Origin of the sequence: Pricia mediterranea, assembly GCF_032248455.1 — a bacterium.
GTDB classification, from domain to species: domain Bacteria; phylum Bacteroidota; class Bacteroidia; order Flavobacteriales; family Flavobacteriaceae; genus Pricia; species Pricia mediterranea.
This window is the reverse complement of the sequence record NZ_JAVTTP010000001.1, coordinates 1,205,832-1,222,454: the sequence shown is the minus strand read 5'-3', so window position 1 is coordinate 1,222,454 and position 16,623 is coordinate 1,205,832. Positions and strand designations below refer to the sequence as shown.

Genomic DNA, 16,623 nt, shown 5'->3' with positions numbered 1-16,623 from the left:
TTTAATCGGCCGGCACGATATTCTGATTAATATGAAAGAAATTATCGGGATCATATTTCTTCTTGATTTTTGTCAGCCGTTCATAATTGTCCTTATAACTAGCCTTTATACGTTCCTGGCCTTCTTCCATCATAAAGTTGACATAGGCTCCACCGGCGGCATGGGGTTTCATGCCTTCGTAATAGTCTTTACACCATTTGGTAATCTTATCGGCATCGGCAGGTTCTGGGGAGACTCCCACGATTACCTGCGCCCAACGCGCTCCCCGATTGGCCCATGCGGTATCTTCCTGGGCAATTTCATGGACTTTTCCATCGATGGGATAAAGGTGCATTGTCGAACGAACGGAAGGGGTATTCGATCCATGTTTTATGTTTTCTTGAATGCATTCATCGGTAAGTTCGTTTATGTAATGCGCCTTCCAGTACCATTGCATTCCTGAGGGATAGAGTCCGTCAAAAAGACCATTTAATGTGGGCATTGGCATTTCGCCAACAAAGTCAAGTATCGGAGGGCCGAATTCCCTAATGGGCTTGAATACTTCTTCCGCTTTTTCCAAGGGTCCGGTATAGCACCAAACCACACCACAAACCCTTTGCATGTGCAGATGTTCGGGAAACGGGTCGCCAGGAGGTACAATCAAATAGGCGAAGAAGCCATAAAGATCGTCAGAGGCATCTTTAATAATGGTATCGTAAAATTTCATGGCCTCTTCCGCTTTTTCAATGGGCCAGAACATGGGACCGGCATATACATTTTTAACCGGGATAAGATTAAAAGTGAAGGAGACCACCACTCCAAAATTACCACCCCCGCCCCGTAAGGCCCAAAATAGATCGGAATGGTCAGAAGCATTTGTGGTGACGACTTCCCCCGATGCCAGCACCACATCCGCTTCCAAAAGATTATCTATTGTCAATCCACCTTTTCGGCTCAAATAGCCCATTCCACCGCCCAAGGTCAGCCCCGCAATTCCTGTCGTTCCAATGATACCGCTGGGTAGGGCAAGACCGTGCTCATAGGTAGCCTTATCTACTTCGGCCAAGGTACGGCCCGGTTGTATTTTGGCAGTTTTGGAATCGGGATCAATTTTGATTTCTTTCATTTCCGAAAGGTCGATGACCAAGCCATCGTCCACCAAGGCCAAACCTGCGCCATTGTGGCCGCCACTGCGGATGGAGACTTCCAAATCGTTCTCCCTGCCAAAGTTAACGGCCTGAACGACGTCTTCTATATCCTTACATTTAAAGATGACGCCCGGATGTTTATCGATCATGGCATTGTAAATGCTTCGTGCCTCGTCGTAATTTTTATCTTGTGGTACAATGATTTCCCCGTTCGCGCTATTTTTTAATTCCTTAATTTTTTCTTCCATAATCGTGCATTTAAGATGTTTTGAGTTTAAAAAATATTTCAAGACCTAACTAAAGGGATTTTTGCATCTGTACTATTTGATGATTATTAGCAGGGCATATAGTCCTAATTTAAATTCAGCCTAGGTGTGCCAAATGGGGAAGAAATGGCAACGGTATAATTTTGCTTTGTATGGACAGGTGGGGGAAGTGTCGAGGCCATGTCCGTTGGCCGGATATAAATCATGCATTTCCTTATAAAATTACGGTATTAAGCTATATGGAAATGTAAGTTTTGGTTCAAAGGTTCGAACAATTGAACCACGGCTGAACCTATTGGGCCAAATGATGTAACAATTGGGTCATCTTGAAAAATGGCTATGAACTATGGTCGTAAAGATTGGCAAAAGATGTCGGCAGTACATTATATCTTTTTCTGAAAACCCTCGTAAAATAGGTGGGACTGTTAAAACCGAGATCGTAGGCGATTTCGGCTACTGTTTTGTGATTGTTTTTCAGGGCCTTGAGCGATCTTCGAAGCCGCAGTTCCCGTATCAATGTGTTCGGCGACATGCCCGTCAACGCCTTTATTTTTCTATAGGTCTGTGCCTTGCTCAGGTCTAATCGGTTGCAAAGTTGTTCGCTCTTAAAATTTGGGTTCTTCAATTCGCCACTAAATATTCGGGATAATTTTTCACAAAACGAAAAATCGTTGCTCCCTACAATTTTGATATCGTTATGGTTTACTTTCGGCGTATTCGATTCCTTAGCGGAAAGTGCCTTGGTCGTAGCGTCCAAATACATGACATTGCTCAACCCGATCTGACACAATATTTTCACTTTTCCCTTGGTATCCTCGAATAAATCGGTCCCGCCTTCGTCCACTGGATTTCCGCTTACCAGGGCCAGTCTAAATTCAAAATTATTGGGAATGGATTTTAAAAGTTTTGCCAAGGCCAGTGCACATAAGATTGCATCGGAAGCCAATAGGTAAGAAGCCATGATCTCATCTGATGGCTGCAGTACCACCACTCCGTTAAACTGTTCTATCAAGCGCCGTATTTCAAAGGTATAATGACCGTACATTCCACATAGATCAGATGTTGCAATCAGCATTATGGTACGAAAACCAGAGTCCAGTTCGCCATTCAGCGTATAGGCAAGGTCATTGCTTTTGGTACTGCCCCGGGCCATAAACAGATTGTATTCGTCATCGGAAACCTCTATGATATTACATGCGGTCATACCATGGGCTACCTCGTGGGTTTTATGACAGGCTTCTTTATTGGGGCCTTCCATCAAACAAAAAACCATTTTATCTTGTTCGTTTACCCAATATTTTCGTTGTATTACGCCGAACCTTTCCTGAACGCCCAGATCTTCCATATGGGCCTTGATTACATCCTCGACCGTGAAATCGTCTGAATCAACCGTGTGTATGTCCATGTAAAGTGGCATGATGGGCGTTTTAAGTTTTTACGTTATCAATTTAGAATAACTCAACGGAAGAAGGCCGAACCGCTGCTGAAAGCACTTTATAAAATAAGACGGACTATTGAAGCCCGAATCAAATGTGGTTTGAGATACATTTCGACCCTCTTTTCTTAGAAGCACTAGGGATTTTAGCAATCGATATTCCCTTAATAGAGCGTTGGGCGATTTGCCTGTACTACCTTTGCATTTTCGGTATAATTGTGATTTGCTTATTGACAATTTGTGACAGAAGTCGGTGATGTCAAATTCTGGATTCTGCCAATTACTATCCAGAATATCGACAATTCGTTTCAGTAATTTCTCCTCGGTGGCATTGAGCCTTTTGATTTCCGTACGAAAATTTCTGTTCTTTCGAAGCTCAGGTTGGTTCAATTCGCTTACAATGGAAGACATTACAATAGGATTTTCTCCGCCAATAAGGCAAAGAAAACTCGCCAGTTGTAAGGTTTGTCCAAATAGCACCTCGCTTTGATCTACTGGCAAACCGGCATGCAGGCCCATTCGCAACTCGATAAGCTCCGCGGCCACGTGCAAGGCTTTCTGAATGGCAATGGCACATTCGACTCCCATGGAAACTGAGGCAAAGGACACTACGAATGCTGCTCCTGTAACTTCAACCTCACTACCCTCGTACTTTTGAACCTGTTCCCTAACTGTATCGTAATACAGCGAAAAAAGTTGCTTGGCACGTTCATCGCCCAAATGGTAGTGCAACAGTCCGACATCTTTTGTCCTGATTACCAGAATAACCCGGAAAGCGGGGTCGTTGAAAATTTTAAGACCTGGAGGTTTAGTGTCAAAATAAGGTTCGGGATCTGCATTTCTTCCCAAAAATGCCTCTACTACCTTACCATTTACCGGAATAATCTCATGGGGCACCAGTCCATGGGCATGATTGTGCATTTCCCTGACCGCTTCCTCGTTCGGGGCATCGATTAAGCAGAAGACCCTTCCCCGGTCCTCATCGATCCAGTACGTCATATTTCTACAACCAAATTCATTTTGAATACCGAGATCTTTTTTATGCGCTTCCGCAGCATGCTTGGCCTCCACCCCCGGAACGATATGTGAATCCATATAGATTGGCATAGCTCAAAATTTTAAGATAAGACTTTTGGTTCAACGGAGCGGGGAATACGATAAATATAAGCTTTCTATTGTTGCTAAATAGAACTTTTGATTCAAATAGTCGCACAAATTGTTCGTGGTCAATCTTTTGTGCCGTATCCAATAAGCCCAAAACGGTTTGCCATTGTAATTTCTTAGAAACGTTGACGGGTGACCCACCAAGGGTTTAAACGGCTATCTCATGCTCGGGACAATCGACCCGCAAATCGGGTTTATACAGTTCCTTTTTAAGTAACTTGCAGTAATCACTTTCCTTGCCGGGCTGATAGAACCGGCATGAAAAGCACATCCGCTGTACGGTAATGATGCCTGCCCTGTTCAACTTTTCGATAAGTTCCAACAAACTTTGATAGAGGATTTCTTTTTGGGTTTCGGAGAACGTATGGATGGGTTTTTCCAATGCTCCGGCAAACGAACTGGATTTGGTGGAGATTTCACCGCCTTTTTCGGTTAGGTAAATGGAATAACTTCGGGTATCGGTCGGGTCGGTTTCCTTATAGATCAATTTTTTTTTTGACAACAGCCGAACGGTTTCGCTAATGGTAGCCTTGGTAAGATTGAATTCCTTAGCCAAATAATTGACCTTGCATTTTTCGGATTCATGGAATTTTATAAAGAGCAGGATCTGCAATTGGATAGGCGTAAGGGCGTTTTCCTTGCCCTCTTGCCAAAGCAGCACACGGAACGCTTGGGAAATACGTTCGAGGGCGACTACGATTTTGCCCTCGATTTGTTGATTCTGATATTCTGGATTGAAAGCGTGCATCATTGTAATGACAAAAAATAATCTTCTATTCGGAAGCAATATGGCTACAAAAGTACCTCCAATCAACAATTCTGCCTAGCTGTTAGCGGATTTTCCTATGAAATTGGTTTGGAAGGCCCATAAAATTAGTCCTACTAGCTTTACAGGCCCACTCTTTATCCTTTTACCTCTTTCAGGGTGGCCCCATGATTGATGTGTAATACGTTGCCGTTGTCAAGCACTAGGGCGGGTACGGATTTTACCCCTTCGTTTTCCGCGTTGGAAATTTTTTCAGTCCGTTCCCCTAAATGAACTATCTCTACCTGGACTTTAGAGGTGTCTATTAAATTCAATAGTTCCTGTTCCGCATTTACGCAGACCGGGCAGCCTGCGTGATAAAAAGTTGCTTTTTTCATCGCTTCGATTGTTACGTTATGGCATTATTGCCAGGATAAATATAGTTAGTTTAGCTAACTATATAAAATTTTTATGGGATTTTAACATTTTTGACACTGGGAATCGGTACTTGTTCGTGGGAAATGAATTTCAAGACCCGGAAGCGCATTGAAATGCGATGATCGAACGTACCTCCGATATTTCCGGGCGGTCCGTGATCAATACTCCCGACATTTTGGGGGCTTACTTTTAAGGGGACGATGGGGCTTCTTTTTGAGCCATCTGGGCAATCACTTACCTTTTCAGCTCAAGGAAGCCGCATCAGTTCGATATTCCGGAATTCCACGGGATGGCTTTCGGCCTGCAGCGCGATGTAGCCATCACTGAGCATTCTTGGAACGCCTTTGTCCAACAATTGTTTGGAGAAAGGATCGGAATCGTCCAGCTGCGGCTTTTCGTATTCGAAGACCACCTCGCCATTGACGCGATGAATGACCTTCTCGTTGCCCAGTACTTCAAGTTCGAGGGCTACCCATTGATTGCCGTGATAGGTTTTTGAAGAGGATGGGGTACAATGTTCGGTAATCAGTTTTCCGTCCATTTCGATATGGGTGCCCGCAGTACAGACGTTGGCGGTCGGTCGCTCGTCTTTACCGTTGCCCCCGAGCAATTGTGCCTCGACCGCGACCAGCAATTTTTGGTCTTTGGGAATCTCTTCCGGGGCCCGGGAATGGAACTTGACCCCGCTGTTGCGGTAGGCCCAATCGGGCGCGCCGGGAACCTGATCGCCAATAAAACGATATTCCAGTCTCAACTTGTAACGGGACAGTTTTTCATGGTAAAAGATATGTCCGAATTTATCATCGAAAGTGTCGTATTCGTCATAGGAGACGATCAGTTTGCCATCTTTCGCCTGAAAGGTATTTTTGTAGTTCTGGTCGAGCTCATGTCCGGTAACCTTGATCTGCCAACCGCTCAGGTCCTCACCATTGAATATGGATTCCCATTGTTCTTGGGTGCCCGGCGCGGGAGGGGAATGCTTCCACGAAAGTAAAACTAACGGAAGAAGCATCACCAGTGATATTAGATACCTATATCGGTTGACAATCTTGAGTTTAGGTGCAGGATAGCGTCGTGTTCTCATGGTTTGATGGTTTAAGCCCTATTTTACGGTCTTTTTTTTGGTCAAAATCTGAATCGCAAAAAACTGTTCGTAGATTCCCCTGCGATAATCCAAGGGCCCTTGCTTAAATTGGCTTTACAGATTTTTTCTGGAATATCAGCCGTTTTCGAAAATCGGAGGAGAAGATTCATTTATTATATGCAAAAAATGCTTCGTTGACCCCCTCGATATAGTCCAAAATCTCCTCGCGTCCAAGATTTTTCGCGGATGAGGTGATGAAATATTGGGGAGCTTCTTCCCAGACTCCTGCCAATAGCTGTGAGATATATGCTTCTACTTGGCGTTCCACCGCCTTGGGCCGTAATTTATCGGCCTTGGTAAAAATGATGCAAAATGGGATGGCGTTTTCACCCAGCCATTCCATGAATTCCATATCGATTTTCTGGGGTTCATGGCGGATGTCGACCAGAACGAACGCGCACACCAGTTGCTTGCGTTTCTCAAAGTATTCCGTAATATATTTTTGAAACGTCTTTTTGCTTTTCTTCGACACCTTGGCATAGCCGTATCCCGGGAGATCGACCAAAAACCAATTGTCGTTTATCTTGAAGTGGTTGATCAATTGGGTCTTTCCGGGCCGGCCGGAAGTCTTGGCCAGCTTGTTCCGCTCGGTAAGCATATTGATCAGGGAAGACTTGCCCACATTCGACCGGCCGATAAAAGCATATTCCGGTAGCGGTTCTTTCGGACATTTGTCCACATCGGTGTTGCTGATGACAAAGTTGGCGGTTTTAATGATCATGGGACAAGGTTTGACAGCTAAAACCCTCGCTTCTCGAGCCAAGTGTTCAAAATCGTGTTGAATTCCTGCGGATGCTCCATCATGGGGGCATGTCCGCATTTATCGATCCAGAAAAGCTCGGAATCGGGCAGCAGTTCATGAAAAAGATCAGCTACATCGGGGGGCGTCACGTTGTCGTTTTTGCCCCAGATAATACAGGTAGGGGTGTGCATCGACGGAAGGTCGTCGGCCATGTTATGTCGAATGGCACTTTTGGCGATGGCCAAGGTCTTCAGAATTTTGTTTCGATCGTTGACCGTGGCGAATACCTCATCGACAATTTCCTTAGTGGCGACGGCGGGGTCATAAAAAACGTTTTCCGCCTTTTTCTGTATAAAGTCGTAATCACCGCGCCTTGGGTATCCGTCGCCCATGGCGCTCTCGTACAAACCGGAGCTTCCCGTGATGACCAATGCCTTCACCTTTTCGGGGTACAACTTGGTGTGCAGCAATCCGATATGACCGCCTAGCGAATTGCCCAGCAGAATGACATCCTTTAGGCCTTTGGCCTCTATAAAACCTTCTACGAACTTGGCGAACTGTTTTACATTCGTTTTTAGCATGGGCATGGAGTAGATCGGCAATTCCGGCAGCAAAATCTTGTACCCCTTTTTAGGAAAAAAATCCGTGACCCCGTGAAAATTGCTAAGCCCTCCCATGAGACCGTGCAGGATGATAATAGGAGTTCCTTCCCCTTTTTCGATGTATCGGTATTTCCCTTCCTCGATGATTTTTTTTTCCATTAAAAATGCTTCTGGTGGTTACTCTGAGAGACTGCTTTGATTGCTTTAGCTCTGTTCGCCGTTGGTGCGAGCTTGTCAAATATAGGCATTTCAATCTTACACAGGTACAGTTATCCTGAGTGAAATCTTCGCAAATCGCTAAAGAAGACAAAGCGGAGTCCCGCTAAATGCCACTAAAAATTGGTCCCATAAGCCACAACTTATCAACAAAGTGGTAATTTGTGGTAAAATGTGGTAATAAAAATTGTATTTTTGAGTTATTGTACTGTAAATCCTTGATATGGATGGCTTTCGCGCCTGTAAATGGGATTTAAAAATTTAGACCTACGTGATAAATTTTATCGGAACATATGATTGTAAGGCCGATGCCAAAGGTAGGGTAATGCTGCCAGTCGCCCTAAAAAATCAGATGTCCCCGATTCTGAACAAAGGTTTTGTAATCAAAAGATCGGTGTTCCAGCCGTGTTTGGAGCTGTACCCGATGGAGGAGTGGAACAAGTTGATGGAGAAGATGAAAAGGAAAAACCGGTTCAAGCGCAAGAACGCGAACTTCATCCGAAGCTTTTCGGCGGGGGTGAAGACGGTCGAGATCGACGCGAACGGGAGGCTGCTGATACCGAAGAACCTGGTAGAGATTGCCAATATCAAAAAAGAGGTGGTCTTGACTTCGGCGATCAACATTGTGGAAATTTGGGATAAGGATAGCTATGAAAAAGTGCTAGAGGATACGGCAGAGGATTTTGCCGCCCTGGCGGAAGAGGTAATGGGAGACGATGGAGACGATGGCGATGTATCATAACCCGGTCTTATTGGAGGAGTCCATAGACGGACTGAACATTAGAAAGGATGGCGTCTATGTGGATGTCACTTTTGGAGGTGGCGGACATTCCCGGGAGATATTGAAAAGACTGGGCGATGAAGGTCGGTTGTTCGCCTTCGATCAAGATGAGGACGCCCTCGAAAACACGCTGGACGATGAACGTTTCACCTTGATCAACGAGAATTTCAGGTTCGTCAGGCAGTTTTTGAAGTTCTATGGCATACGGAAGGCAGACGGTGTTTTGGCCGATTTCGGGGTCTCGTCGCATCAGTTCGATACCGCTGAACGCGGCTTTTCGACCCGTTTCGAGTCCGCCCTCGATATGCGGATGAGCAAACGTAGTACGTTATCGGCCTATGAGGTGGTCAATACCTACGATTTTGACGCCTTGCGAACCATGTTTTTTCAGTACGGGGATTTGCGTAACGCGAATGCAATCGCCAAAATAATACTGAGTAAAAGGGAGCAGGGCCCAATAGAGACAACCGAAAGTCTAAAAGAGGTGTTGCGCCCACTTTTGCCCCAGGGAAGAGAGCATAAAATATTGGCACAGGTGTATCAGGCCATCCGTATCGAGGTGAACCAAGAGATTGCGGTCATTAAGGAATTCCTTTTGCAGATGCCGGAGCTGTTGGAGAAAGGGGGAAGGCTGAGCCTCATCAGCTACCACTCCCTTGAAGATCGGTTGGTCAAACGCTATATCCGGGCCGGCCGGTTCGAGGGGGAGGCGGAAAAGGATTTTTACGGAAACATCGACGTCCCCTTTAAAAAAGTGGGAAAGCTCATTACCCCGTCGAGAGAAGAGATAGCCCGAAACAACAGGGCCCGAAGTGCGAAATTGAGAATTGCGGAACGGATTTGAAAAAGAGCAAGGACGGTAGGAAGAAGGAAGAAGGACGAAAAGAGGAAGGATGAATGATGGAATGAAAGATAGGATGGGAAAAGGAAAAGAGCAGAGAAGAAAGAACAAAGACGGAAGGAGCGAGGACGGAGGCAAGAAAGAATAGAGAACGGAGAGGTGGGAGAGAGCATAGAGCAGAGGGCAAAGAGGAAGGAAGAGAGATGAGAAATGAAGGAATCTGTTCAAATCCTGTTCAAGGAAGTCAAAAAACAAAAGTAAAATTACAAAGCGCGTTCTAGTGAAAACCGGCATACTGAACATACTAAAAGGAACATTTTTGATCAGTGGCGACGCACCGAAAAACTGGATGTTCATCATTTTCACCTCTTTTTTGGCGACCGTGATGATCGGCAGCTCGCACAGTGCGGACAAAAAAGTGCACCAGATCGCCGCCTTGAACGAAGAGGTAAAGGAACTCCGCAGCGAATTTGTAGATGTACGCAGTGATATGCAGCAGTTGAAGTTGGAATCGACCGTAATGCAAATTGTAGAGGAAAACGGATTGTATCCCTCTGAGGTGCCCCCTAAAAAGATAAAAGTCAAATCCCAAACCAATGGAGATTCCCAAATCTACCTAAAACCCCAAATCAAGAAATAATGCCTACAAATGACAAAAAAATAATGACCCGCCTGTATGTCGTCACGACATGCATGTTCTTGTTCGCCTTTGCCGTGTTGTTCAAATTGGTGAACATACAGATGGTACAGGGCGATAAGTACAAGGCCCTGGCCATGAAACGTACCGAAAAGATGTTTACGATCGCTCCGAACCGCGGTAACCTCTATTCCGATGATGGCAGTCTGCTGGCGACCTCGGTGTCCCGCTATACCATCCGTTTCGATGCGGTAACGGTCAGTGAAGCGGATTTTAAGAAGCATCTCGTACCATTGTCCGATGCCCTTTCCGATATGTTGGGCCGTTCATCCTCCCACTTTCAACAAGTGCTGCGAAAGGCCAAGGCCAACAAGAACCGTTACGCCCTGGTCGCCCGGAACCTGGATTACTCCGAGTATATGGCGACCAAGAATTTTCCGCTCTTTAATAAAGGTCCCTATAAAGGCGGACTGATCATCGAGCAAAAGACGGTACGCGAACATCCCCTCGGTAAAATCGCGGAACGCAGCGTCGGCTACGAGAATGTGGATGAGAATGGCTACTATTCCGGGGTAGGCCTTGAAAGGGCTTTTGGTCCTTATCTAAGGGGTGTCGAAGGAAAACGCCTCAAGCAAAAAATCGCAAAGGGACAGTGGAAACCGATAGGATGGGAAAATATCGTCGAACCCAAGGATGGCTATGACCTAGTATCGACCATCGATATCAATATACAGGATATCGCCCACCACGCCCTTTTGGGCCAGCTCGAAAAGTACAAGGCCGATCACGGATGCGTCATCGTTATGGAAACGGAGACCGGCGAGGTAAAGGCCATTTCCAACCTGGGCCGGACCAAAGCGGGAAAATATTACGAGCGCCTTAATTATGCCATCGGCGAATCGCACGAGCCGGGCTCTACCTTTAAACTGATGTCCCTCGTGGCCGCTTTGGAGGACAAGGTAGTCGATACCAGCACTGTCATCGATACCGAAAAGGGACGCTGGAAGCTCTACGATCGAACGGTCCGGGATTCCAAATGGGGCGGGTACGGGAAGATTTCCCTGGCCCGGGCCTTTGAGGTGTCCTCCAATACCGCTTTTGCCAAGATGGTGCACAATAACTATAAGGATGATCCTGCAAAATACGTCAACCGGTTGATGAAAATGAACCTGCATCGGCAACTCGATCTCCCCATCAAAGGGGAGGGCGAACCGGTCATCCGTTTTCCGGGGGACAAAGGCTGGTCGGGAATTTCCCTGGCCTGGATGTCCTACGGATACGAGGTGTCCCTCACCCCTTTGCAGACCCTGACCTTTTACAATGCCATCGCCAACGACGGCGAAATGGTGAAGCCTAGGCTGATCAAGGAAGTGCGGGAGTGGGACCGGACCATCGAAAAGTTCGAAAAAGAAGTGATAAGTTCCGCCATCTGTTCGGAAGAAACCGCTGCGATGGCGCAAGACCTGCTGAAAAACGTGGTCGAAAGCAAGCACGGTACAGGCCATAGCCTGTATTCCCCTAATTTTTCGATGGCCGGAAAAACCGGTACGGCCCAAAAGAACTATGCCGCACAAGACCCGGATAAACTGAAGTACATCTCGACTTTCGCGGGGTATTTCCCCGCCGAGGACCCCAAATACTCCTGTATCGTAGTTATCCATGAGCCCGATAAAAGCGTAGGCTATTACGGGGCCGATGTATCCGGCCCGGTCTTTAAATCCATCGCGCAAAAAGTCTATGCCACATCCCCATTGATCGATGAGGTCGATATGGAAAGGATAATGGATGAGGACTTGGATACATCCTATCAAAAATACTATGCCGAGGCCCAAAAAAAATACAATAAAGTGCCCAACGTCACCGGCATGAGCGGAATGGATGCCGTCTCCATCCTTGAAAACCTGGGGATGCAGGTAGAAGTAAAAGGCAACGGAAAGGTGAAAAGGCAATCCATCGACCACGGCACCGAAATCAGAAAGGTTAAAAAAATAATCCTCGAACTATCGTGAAGCTTTTAAAGGACATATTGTATGGGGCAGGCCTTTCCGCGGTAACCGGGTCCACCGATATACTGGTTGACGCCGTTTGTTTCGATTCCAGAAAAGTGGAAATGGACGATGTTTTCGTAGCCATAAAGGGTACCCAGACCGATGGCCACCTTTATATCGAGAAGGCCGTCGATGCCGGGGCCAAAGCCATTGTTTGCGAAACGCTTCCTAAGCAAATCGTAAACGGGGTGACCTATGTCGAGGTTATGGACGGCAACACCGCCCTGGCCGTAATGGCATCCAATTTCTATGACAACCCCTCTAAAAACCTAAAGCTGGTGGGGGTAACCGGAACCAACGGCAAGACCACCGTCAGTAGCCTGCTGTACCAATTGTGCAAAAAAGCGGGGTACAAAACGGGCCTGCTGTCCACCATAGAAATACGGGTCGATGACACCGAATATAAGACCACCCATACCACCCCCGATGCGTTGACCATCAACCAGCATCTTTCGTTAATGAACCAGGCCGGAGTGGAGTTTTGTTTTATGGAGGTAAGCTCGCATGGCATCCATCAGAAAAGGACCAAGGGATTGAACTTTGCCGGAGCGATTTTTACCAACCTCTCCCACGACCATCTCGACTATCACAAGACCTTCGCCGAGTACCGGGATACAAAAAAAATACTGTTCGACGAATTGCCCAAAACGGCTTTCGCCCTGACCAATAGGGATGACAAGAACGGTTCGGTTATGGTACAGAATACCAAGGCGAAAAAATACAGCTACGCGTTAAGGACCTACGCCGATTACAGGGGGCAGATTTTGGAGAACCAATTTAGCGGGCAGTTATTAAAAATCAACGGGCATGAGCTTTGGTCAAGATTGATCGGCCACTTCAACGCCTATAACCTGTTGGCCATATATGCGACCGCCGACCTTTTAGGATTGGAACGGTTGGAAACATTGCGGATTTTAAGCGAGCTCAAAACGGTGGACGGCCGGTTTCAATACCACATCTCCCAGAAACGGATCACGGCAATCGTCGATTACGCGCACACCCCCGATGCGCTCAAAAATGTACTGGAGACCATCGGCAGTCTTAGAACGGGAAACGAAGATCTGATTACGGTCGTTGGCTGTGGGGGTGATCGGGATGCATCGAAGCGCCCCGTTATGGGTCATATCGCTTCCGAGATGAGCGATAAGACGATTTTCACTTCCGACAACCCTAGAACGGAATCTCCCACCGCCATCATCGAGGCCATGGAGACGGGGGTCGAACCCCAGAACATGAAGAAGGTGCTGTCTATCGAAAACAGGAAACAGGCCATCAAGACCGCGTGCCAACTGGCCGATGCCAACGACATCATTCTCGTTGCCGGTAAGGGCCACGAGACCTATCAAGAAACCAACGGAGTCCGCATCGATTTCGATGATTTTAAGATCGTAAAAGAAATTCTGAACGCCATGAACAAATGAAAGAAGAAACAAGGGCCAAGAAACATGGGCTAAGGAAAGAGCCAAGGGCCAAGAACCAAAAGTCGAGAACCGAGAGCCAAGCAACGTGAACAAGGGTCGAGTTATAAGGATCCAAGGTCCGGACCTCTGGGGGCTTGATCCGATATCCAACCGGGAAACCTAAAAATTATGCTGTACTACCTATTTGAATATTTGGAAAAAGAATATCAGTTGCCCGGGGCGAGCCTGTTCAAGTTCCAAACGTTCAGGGCGGCTATGGCCATTCTGTTTTCCTTGATAATAGCTACGGCATACGGTAAGCGTATCATTCTCTATCTGCAGCGCAAACAGATCGGGGAAACCGTTCGTGACCTAGGGCTCGATGGACAAAAACAGAAGGCGGGCACCCCTACCATGGGCGGATTGATCATTATTATGGCCACCTTGATTCCGGTGCTGCTATTTGCCAGATGGCTGGATAACGTGTACATCATCCTGTTGATAATAACCACGGTTTGGATGGGCCTTATCGGTTTTGCGGACGATTATATTAAAATTTTCAAAAAGAATAAAGGAGGCCTCAAAGGAAGGTTCAAGATTCTGGGGCAGGTGGTGCTTGGCTTAGCGGTAGGGGCGACCCTCTATTTTCACCCCGAAGTGACCATAAAAAATGACAGTACGACCGTGATTACCGAACAGTTCGAGGTTGCAAATGTAGAGGGACTTGAAGTGCAGTCCACTAATACGACCATCCCCTTCGTCAAGAATAACGAACTCGACTACGCCGATTTTATCGGGTGGGCGGGAGAAGGGGCAAAGAAATATGCGTGGCTGATCTTCATCCCTATCGTGATCCTGATCGTAACGGCGGTCTCGAACGGGGCGAATCTGACCGATGGAATAGACGGCCTTGCTGCGGGTACCTCGGCCATTATCGTTTTCACATTGGGAGTTTTTGCCCTGGTCTCGGGTAACATCTTCTTTTCCGATTATCTCGACATTATGTTCATCCCGCGGGTCGGTGAACTCCTCGTATTCATTACGGCCTTCGTCGGGGCGTTAGTGGGCTTTCTCTGGTACAACGCCTATCCCGCTCAGGTGTTTATGGGCGATACGGGCAGTCTGACCATTGGTGGGGTCATCGCCGTGATTGCCATTATCGTACGAAAGGAATTGTTGATTCCCGTGCTCTGTGGCATTTTTTTCGCCGAGTCGATTTCCGTGATTCTGCAGGTGGGCTACTTCAAGTACACCCGTAAAAAATTCGGGGAGGGCAAACGCATTTTTCTGATGTCGCCGCTGCACCACCACTATCAGGTTAAAGGCTATCACGAAAGCAAGATCGTGACCCGGTTTTGGATTATCGGGATTCTGTTGGCCATTGTCACGGTGGTGACGTTGAAAGTGAGGTGAAGAACAGAGCGCGGAGCGGAATGACGAAAAAAGAGGAAAGAGGAACGACGAAAAGAGAAAAGAGGAAACTGTAAGGAGTAAGCGAAGAGGGTGATTTGGGATGAAGAGGATGAAAGGGCAAAAAGTGAATAGGATGGATGAGGAAGTAAAGAGAAAAGTAGCAAAGAGGAAGCAAAGAGGATGGTTGGGATGAAGGAGGATAAAAACTTAGTGGGCCGTTCCGCCTCGGAAGCTGGACCCGATGCAAAAGGGGAGAGGCTCGTGATTTTGGGGGCTGGGGAAAGCGGGGTGGGTACGGCCATCCTAGGGAAGAAAAAAGGGTACGAGGTATTTGTCTCCGATCGCGGAGAGATCAAGGAGAAATACAAAGACGTTCTTGAACATTATGATTTGAATTGGGAAGCCGGAAAGCATACGGAAGCAAAAATTCTGAATGCCGACCTGGTCATGAAGAGTCCCGGTATCCCGGATTCCGTTCCACTGGTCAAGGCATTGCGCGAAAAAGGGATTCCCGTGATTTCCGAAATCGAGTTTGCCTCCCGGTACACCGATGCCACGCTAATCGGCATCACGGGGAGTAACGGCAAGACCACTACTACGATGCTCACGCAGCAGTTATTAGTCGGCGGAGGGCTGAACGTAGGAATGGCCGGAAATATCGGCGATAGTTTTGCCAAGATGGTGGCCGAAGAGCAACACGATTTCTACGTTTTGGAAATCAGCAGTTTTCAATTGGACGGGATTACGGATTTCAGGCCGCATATCGCGATTTTGACCAACATAACCCCGGACCACCTGGATCGGTACGAGTATAACCTTGAGAACTACATCGCCTCGAAGTTCCGCATCGCCGAAAACCAGACGGAAGACGATTTTCTGATTTACGATGCCGATGATGCCGTGATTACGGATTGGCTCAAGACGCATCCCGTCAAATCGAAATTGCTCCCCTTTTCGATCGAACGAAACGTGGAAGAGGGAGCCGATATCATAAACAACAATATTAGAATACGAACCAAAGACGAAACACTGAAAATGACAAAAGACACACTGACACTGGAAGGTAAACACAATTTGAAGAACACCATGGCCGGCATGACCGCCGCAAAACTGGTGGGCATACGCAAGCAGGCGCTGCGCGAGAGCATCGAACAATTCGAGGGCGCCCCCCACCGCCTGGAAAAGGTGTTGAAAATACACCACGTGCAATATATCAACGACTCAAAGGCGACCAATGTCAACTCGGTGTGGTATGCCCTTGACAGCGTGAAAACGCCAATAGTTTGGATCGTGGGCGGTGAGGATAAAGGCAACGACTATAAGCCCTTGATGCGCCTGGTGCGCGAAAAAGTAAAGGCGATCGTATGCCTGGGAATGGACAATGAAACGATCAAGGACGTTTTTGGAAACGTGGTCGAACCGATCGTTGAGACCTATGCCATGTCCGAGGCCGTAAAAGTGGCCTATAAAATTGCCGAGCGTGGCGATACCGTGCTATTGTCGCCGGCATGTGCCAGCTTTGATCTGTTCAAAAATTATGAGGATCGGGGAGATCAGTTTAAAGAGGCGATCAAGAATTTGTAGCATCCGAAAAATAAAAAATGAAAAGTGACAAATGAAAAGT

Annotated in this window: 15 protein-coding genes; 7 read left to right on the top strand and 8 right to left on the bottom strand. The window is 47.0% G+C overall.

Annotated features, from left to right (window positions below):
- Nucleotide 1 precedes the first annotated feature (1 nt).
- The 8 genes from RQM65_RS05195 to RQM65_RS05160 all read right to left on the bottom strand — a co-directional run bounded on the left by RQM65_RS05195 (nucleotide 2) and on the right by RQM65_RS05160 (nucleotide 7,822).
- Entirely contained in the window at nucleotides 2–1,375 is a 1,374-nt protein-coding gene (locus RQM65_RS05195) for an FAD-binding oxidoreductase (protein WP_314013187.1), read from the bottom strand.
- Between the two features lie 355 nt (nucleotides 1,376–1,730).
- Entirely contained in the window at nucleotides 1,731–2,810 is a 1,080-nt protein-coding gene (locus tag RQM65_RS05190) for a nickel-binding protein (protein WP_314013186.1), read from the bottom strand.
- Between the two features lie 18 nt (nucleotides 2,811–2,828).
- Nucleotides 2,829–3,935: a nickel-binding protein gene (locus RQM65_RS05185; protein ID WP_314013185.1), complete on the bottom strand. Its 1,107-nt coding sequence runs from the start codon at nucleotides 3,933–3,935 to the stop codon at nucleotides 2,829–2,831.
- A gap of 205 nt (nucleotides 3,936–4,140) precedes the next feature.
- Nucleotides 4,141–4,743 (bottom strand): MarR family winged helix-turn-helix transcriptional regulator, encoded by a 603-nt coding sequence (locus tag RQM65_RS05180; RefSeq protein ID WP_314013184.1) that lies wholly within the window; start codon nucleotides 4,741–4,743, stop codon nucleotides 4,141–4,143.
- A gap of 152 nt (nucleotides 4,744–4,895) precedes the next feature.
- Entirely contained in the window at nucleotides 4,896–5,135 is a 240-nt protein-coding gene (locus tag RQM65_RS05175; RefSeq protein ID WP_314013183.1) for a thioredoxin family protein, read from the bottom strand.
- Nucleotides 5,136–5,422: 287 nt separating this feature from the next.
- Nucleotides 5,423–6,259 carry a 3-keto-disaccharide hydrolase gene (locus tag RQM65_RS05170; protein ID WP_314013182.1) on the bottom strand — a complete coding sequence of 279 codons (837 nt, stop codon included), beginning with the start codon at nucleotides 6,257–6,259 and terminating at the stop codon, nucleotides 5,423–5,425.
- Between the two features lie 166 nt (nucleotides 6,260–6,425).
- The gene (gene yihA / locus RQM65_RS05165) at nucleotides 6,426–7,040 is read right to left on the bottom strand and encodes a ribosome biogenesis GTP-binding protein YihA/YsxC (protein ID WP_314013181.1); all 615 of its coding nucleotides are present in this window, start codon (nucleotides 7,038–7,040) and stop codon (nucleotides 6,426–6,428) included.
- Nucleotides 7,041–7,057: 17 nt separating this feature from the next.
- On the bottom strand, nucleotides 7,058–7,822 hold the full coding sequence (locus tag RQM65_RS05160; RefSeq protein ID WP_314013180.1) for an alpha/beta fold hydrolase: 765 nt from the start codon (nucleotides 7,820–7,822) through the stop codon (nucleotides 7,058–7,060).
- Between the two features lie 328 nt (nucleotides 7,823–8,150).
- Between RQM65_RS05160 and mraZ the strand changes: the two genes are divergently transcribed.
- From mraZ to murD, 7 genes are all read left to right on the top strand, one after another.
- Nucleotides 8,151–8,621: a division/cell wall cluster transcriptional repressor MraZ gene (gene mraZ, locus RQM65_RS05155; protein WP_314013179.1), complete on the top strand. Its 471-nt coding sequence runs from the start codon at nucleotides 8,151–8,153 to the stop codon at nucleotides 8,619–8,621.
- Complete coding sequence (gene rsmH, locus RQM65_RS05150; protein WP_314013178.1) at nucleotides 8,596–9,504, top strand: 16S rRNA (cytosine(1402)-N(4))-methyltransferase RsmH; 909 nt, start codon at nucleotides 8,596–8,598, stop codon at nucleotides 9,502–9,504. Before mraZ ends, rsmH begins: the two co-directional genes overlap by 26 nt.
- Before the next feature lie 277 nt (nucleotides 9,505–9,781).
- On the top strand, nucleotides 9,782–10,141 hold the full coding sequence (locus RQM65_RS05145; RefSeq protein ID WP_314013177.1) for an FtsL-like putative cell division protein: 360 nt from the start codon (nucleotides 9,782–9,784) through the stop codon (nucleotides 10,139–10,141).
- Nucleotides 10,141–12,147, top strand: coding sequence for a penicillin-binding protein (locus RQM65_RS05140; RefSeq protein WP_314013176.1), 2,007 nt, complete (start codon nucleotides 10,141–10,143; stop codon nucleotides 12,145–12,147). Before RQM65_RS05145 ends, RQM65_RS05140 begins: the two co-directional genes overlap by 1 nt.
- Nucleotides 12,144–13,607 carry a UDP-N-acetylmuramoyl-L-alanyl-D-glutamate--2,6-diaminopimelate ligase gene (locus RQM65_RS05135; protein WP_314013175.1) on the top strand — a complete coding sequence of 488 codons (1,464 nt, stop codon included), beginning with the start codon at nucleotides 12,144–12,146 and terminating at the stop codon, nucleotides 13,605–13,607. The genes RQM65_RS05140 and RQM65_RS05135 overlap by 4 nt, the downstream gene beginning before the upstream one ends.
- 168 nt (nucleotides 13,608–13,775) lie before the next feature.
- Nucleotides 13,776–14,999: a phospho-N-acetylmuramoyl-pentapeptide-transferase gene (gene mraY / locus RQM65_RS05130; protein ID WP_314013174.1), complete on the top strand. Its 1,224-nt coding sequence runs from the start codon at nucleotides 13,776–13,778 to the stop codon at nucleotides 14,997–14,999.
- 189 nt (nucleotides 15,000–15,188) lie between these two features.
- Entirely contained in the window at nucleotides 15,189–16,583 is a 1,395-nt protein-coding gene (gene murD / locus RQM65_RS05125) for a UDP-N-acetylmuramoyl-L-alanine--D-glutamate ligase (RefSeq protein ID WP_314013173.1), read from the top strand.
- Nucleotides 16,584–16,623: the final 40 nt, after the last annotated feature.

Coding starts and splice junctions, on each gene's coding strand:
- RQM65_RS05195 (WP_314013187.1), bottom strand. CDS start 1,375: ATGGAAGAAAAAATTAAGGAATTAAAAAATAGCGCGAACGGGGAAATC.
- RQM65_RS05190 (WP_314013186.1), bottom strand. CDS start 2,810: ATGCCACTTTACATGGACATACACACGGTTGATTCAGACGATTTCACG.
- RQM65_RS05185 (WP_314013185.1), bottom strand. CDS start 3,935: ATGCCAATCTATATGGATTCACATATCGTTCCGGGGGTGGAGGCCAAG.
- RQM65_RS05180 (WP_314013184.1), bottom strand. CDS start 4,743: ATGATGCACGCTTTCAATCCAGAATATCAGAATCAACAAATCGAGGGC.
- RQM65_RS05175 (WP_314013183.1), bottom strand. CDS start 5,135: ATGAAAAAAGCAACTTTTTATCACGCAGGCTGCCCGGTCTGCGTAAAT.
- RQM65_RS05170 (WP_314013182.1), bottom strand. CDS start 6,259: ATGAGAACACGACGCTATCCTGCACCTAAACTCAAGATTGTCAACCGA.
- yihA (WP_314013181.1), bottom strand. CDS start 7,040: ATGATCATTAAAACCGCCAACTTTGTCATCAGCAACACCGATGTGGAC.
- RQM65_RS05160 (WP_314013180.1), bottom strand. CDS start 7,822: ATGGAAAAAAAAATCATCGAGGAAGGGAAATACCGATACATCGAAAAA.
- rsmH (WP_314013178.1), top strand. CDS start 8,596: ATGGAGACGATGGCGATGTATCATAACCCGGTCTTATTGGAGGAGTCC.
- RQM65_RS05140 (WP_314013176.1), top strand. CDS start 10,141: ATGCCTACAAATGACAAAAAAATAATGACCCGCCTGTATGTCGTCACG.
- mraY (WP_314013174.1), top strand. CDS start 13,776: ATGCTGTACTACCTATTTGAATATTTGGAAAAAGAATATCAGTTGCCC.
- murD (WP_314013173.1), top strand. CDS start 15,189: ATGAAGGAGGATAAAAACTTAGTGGGCCGTTCCGCCTCGGAAGCTGGA.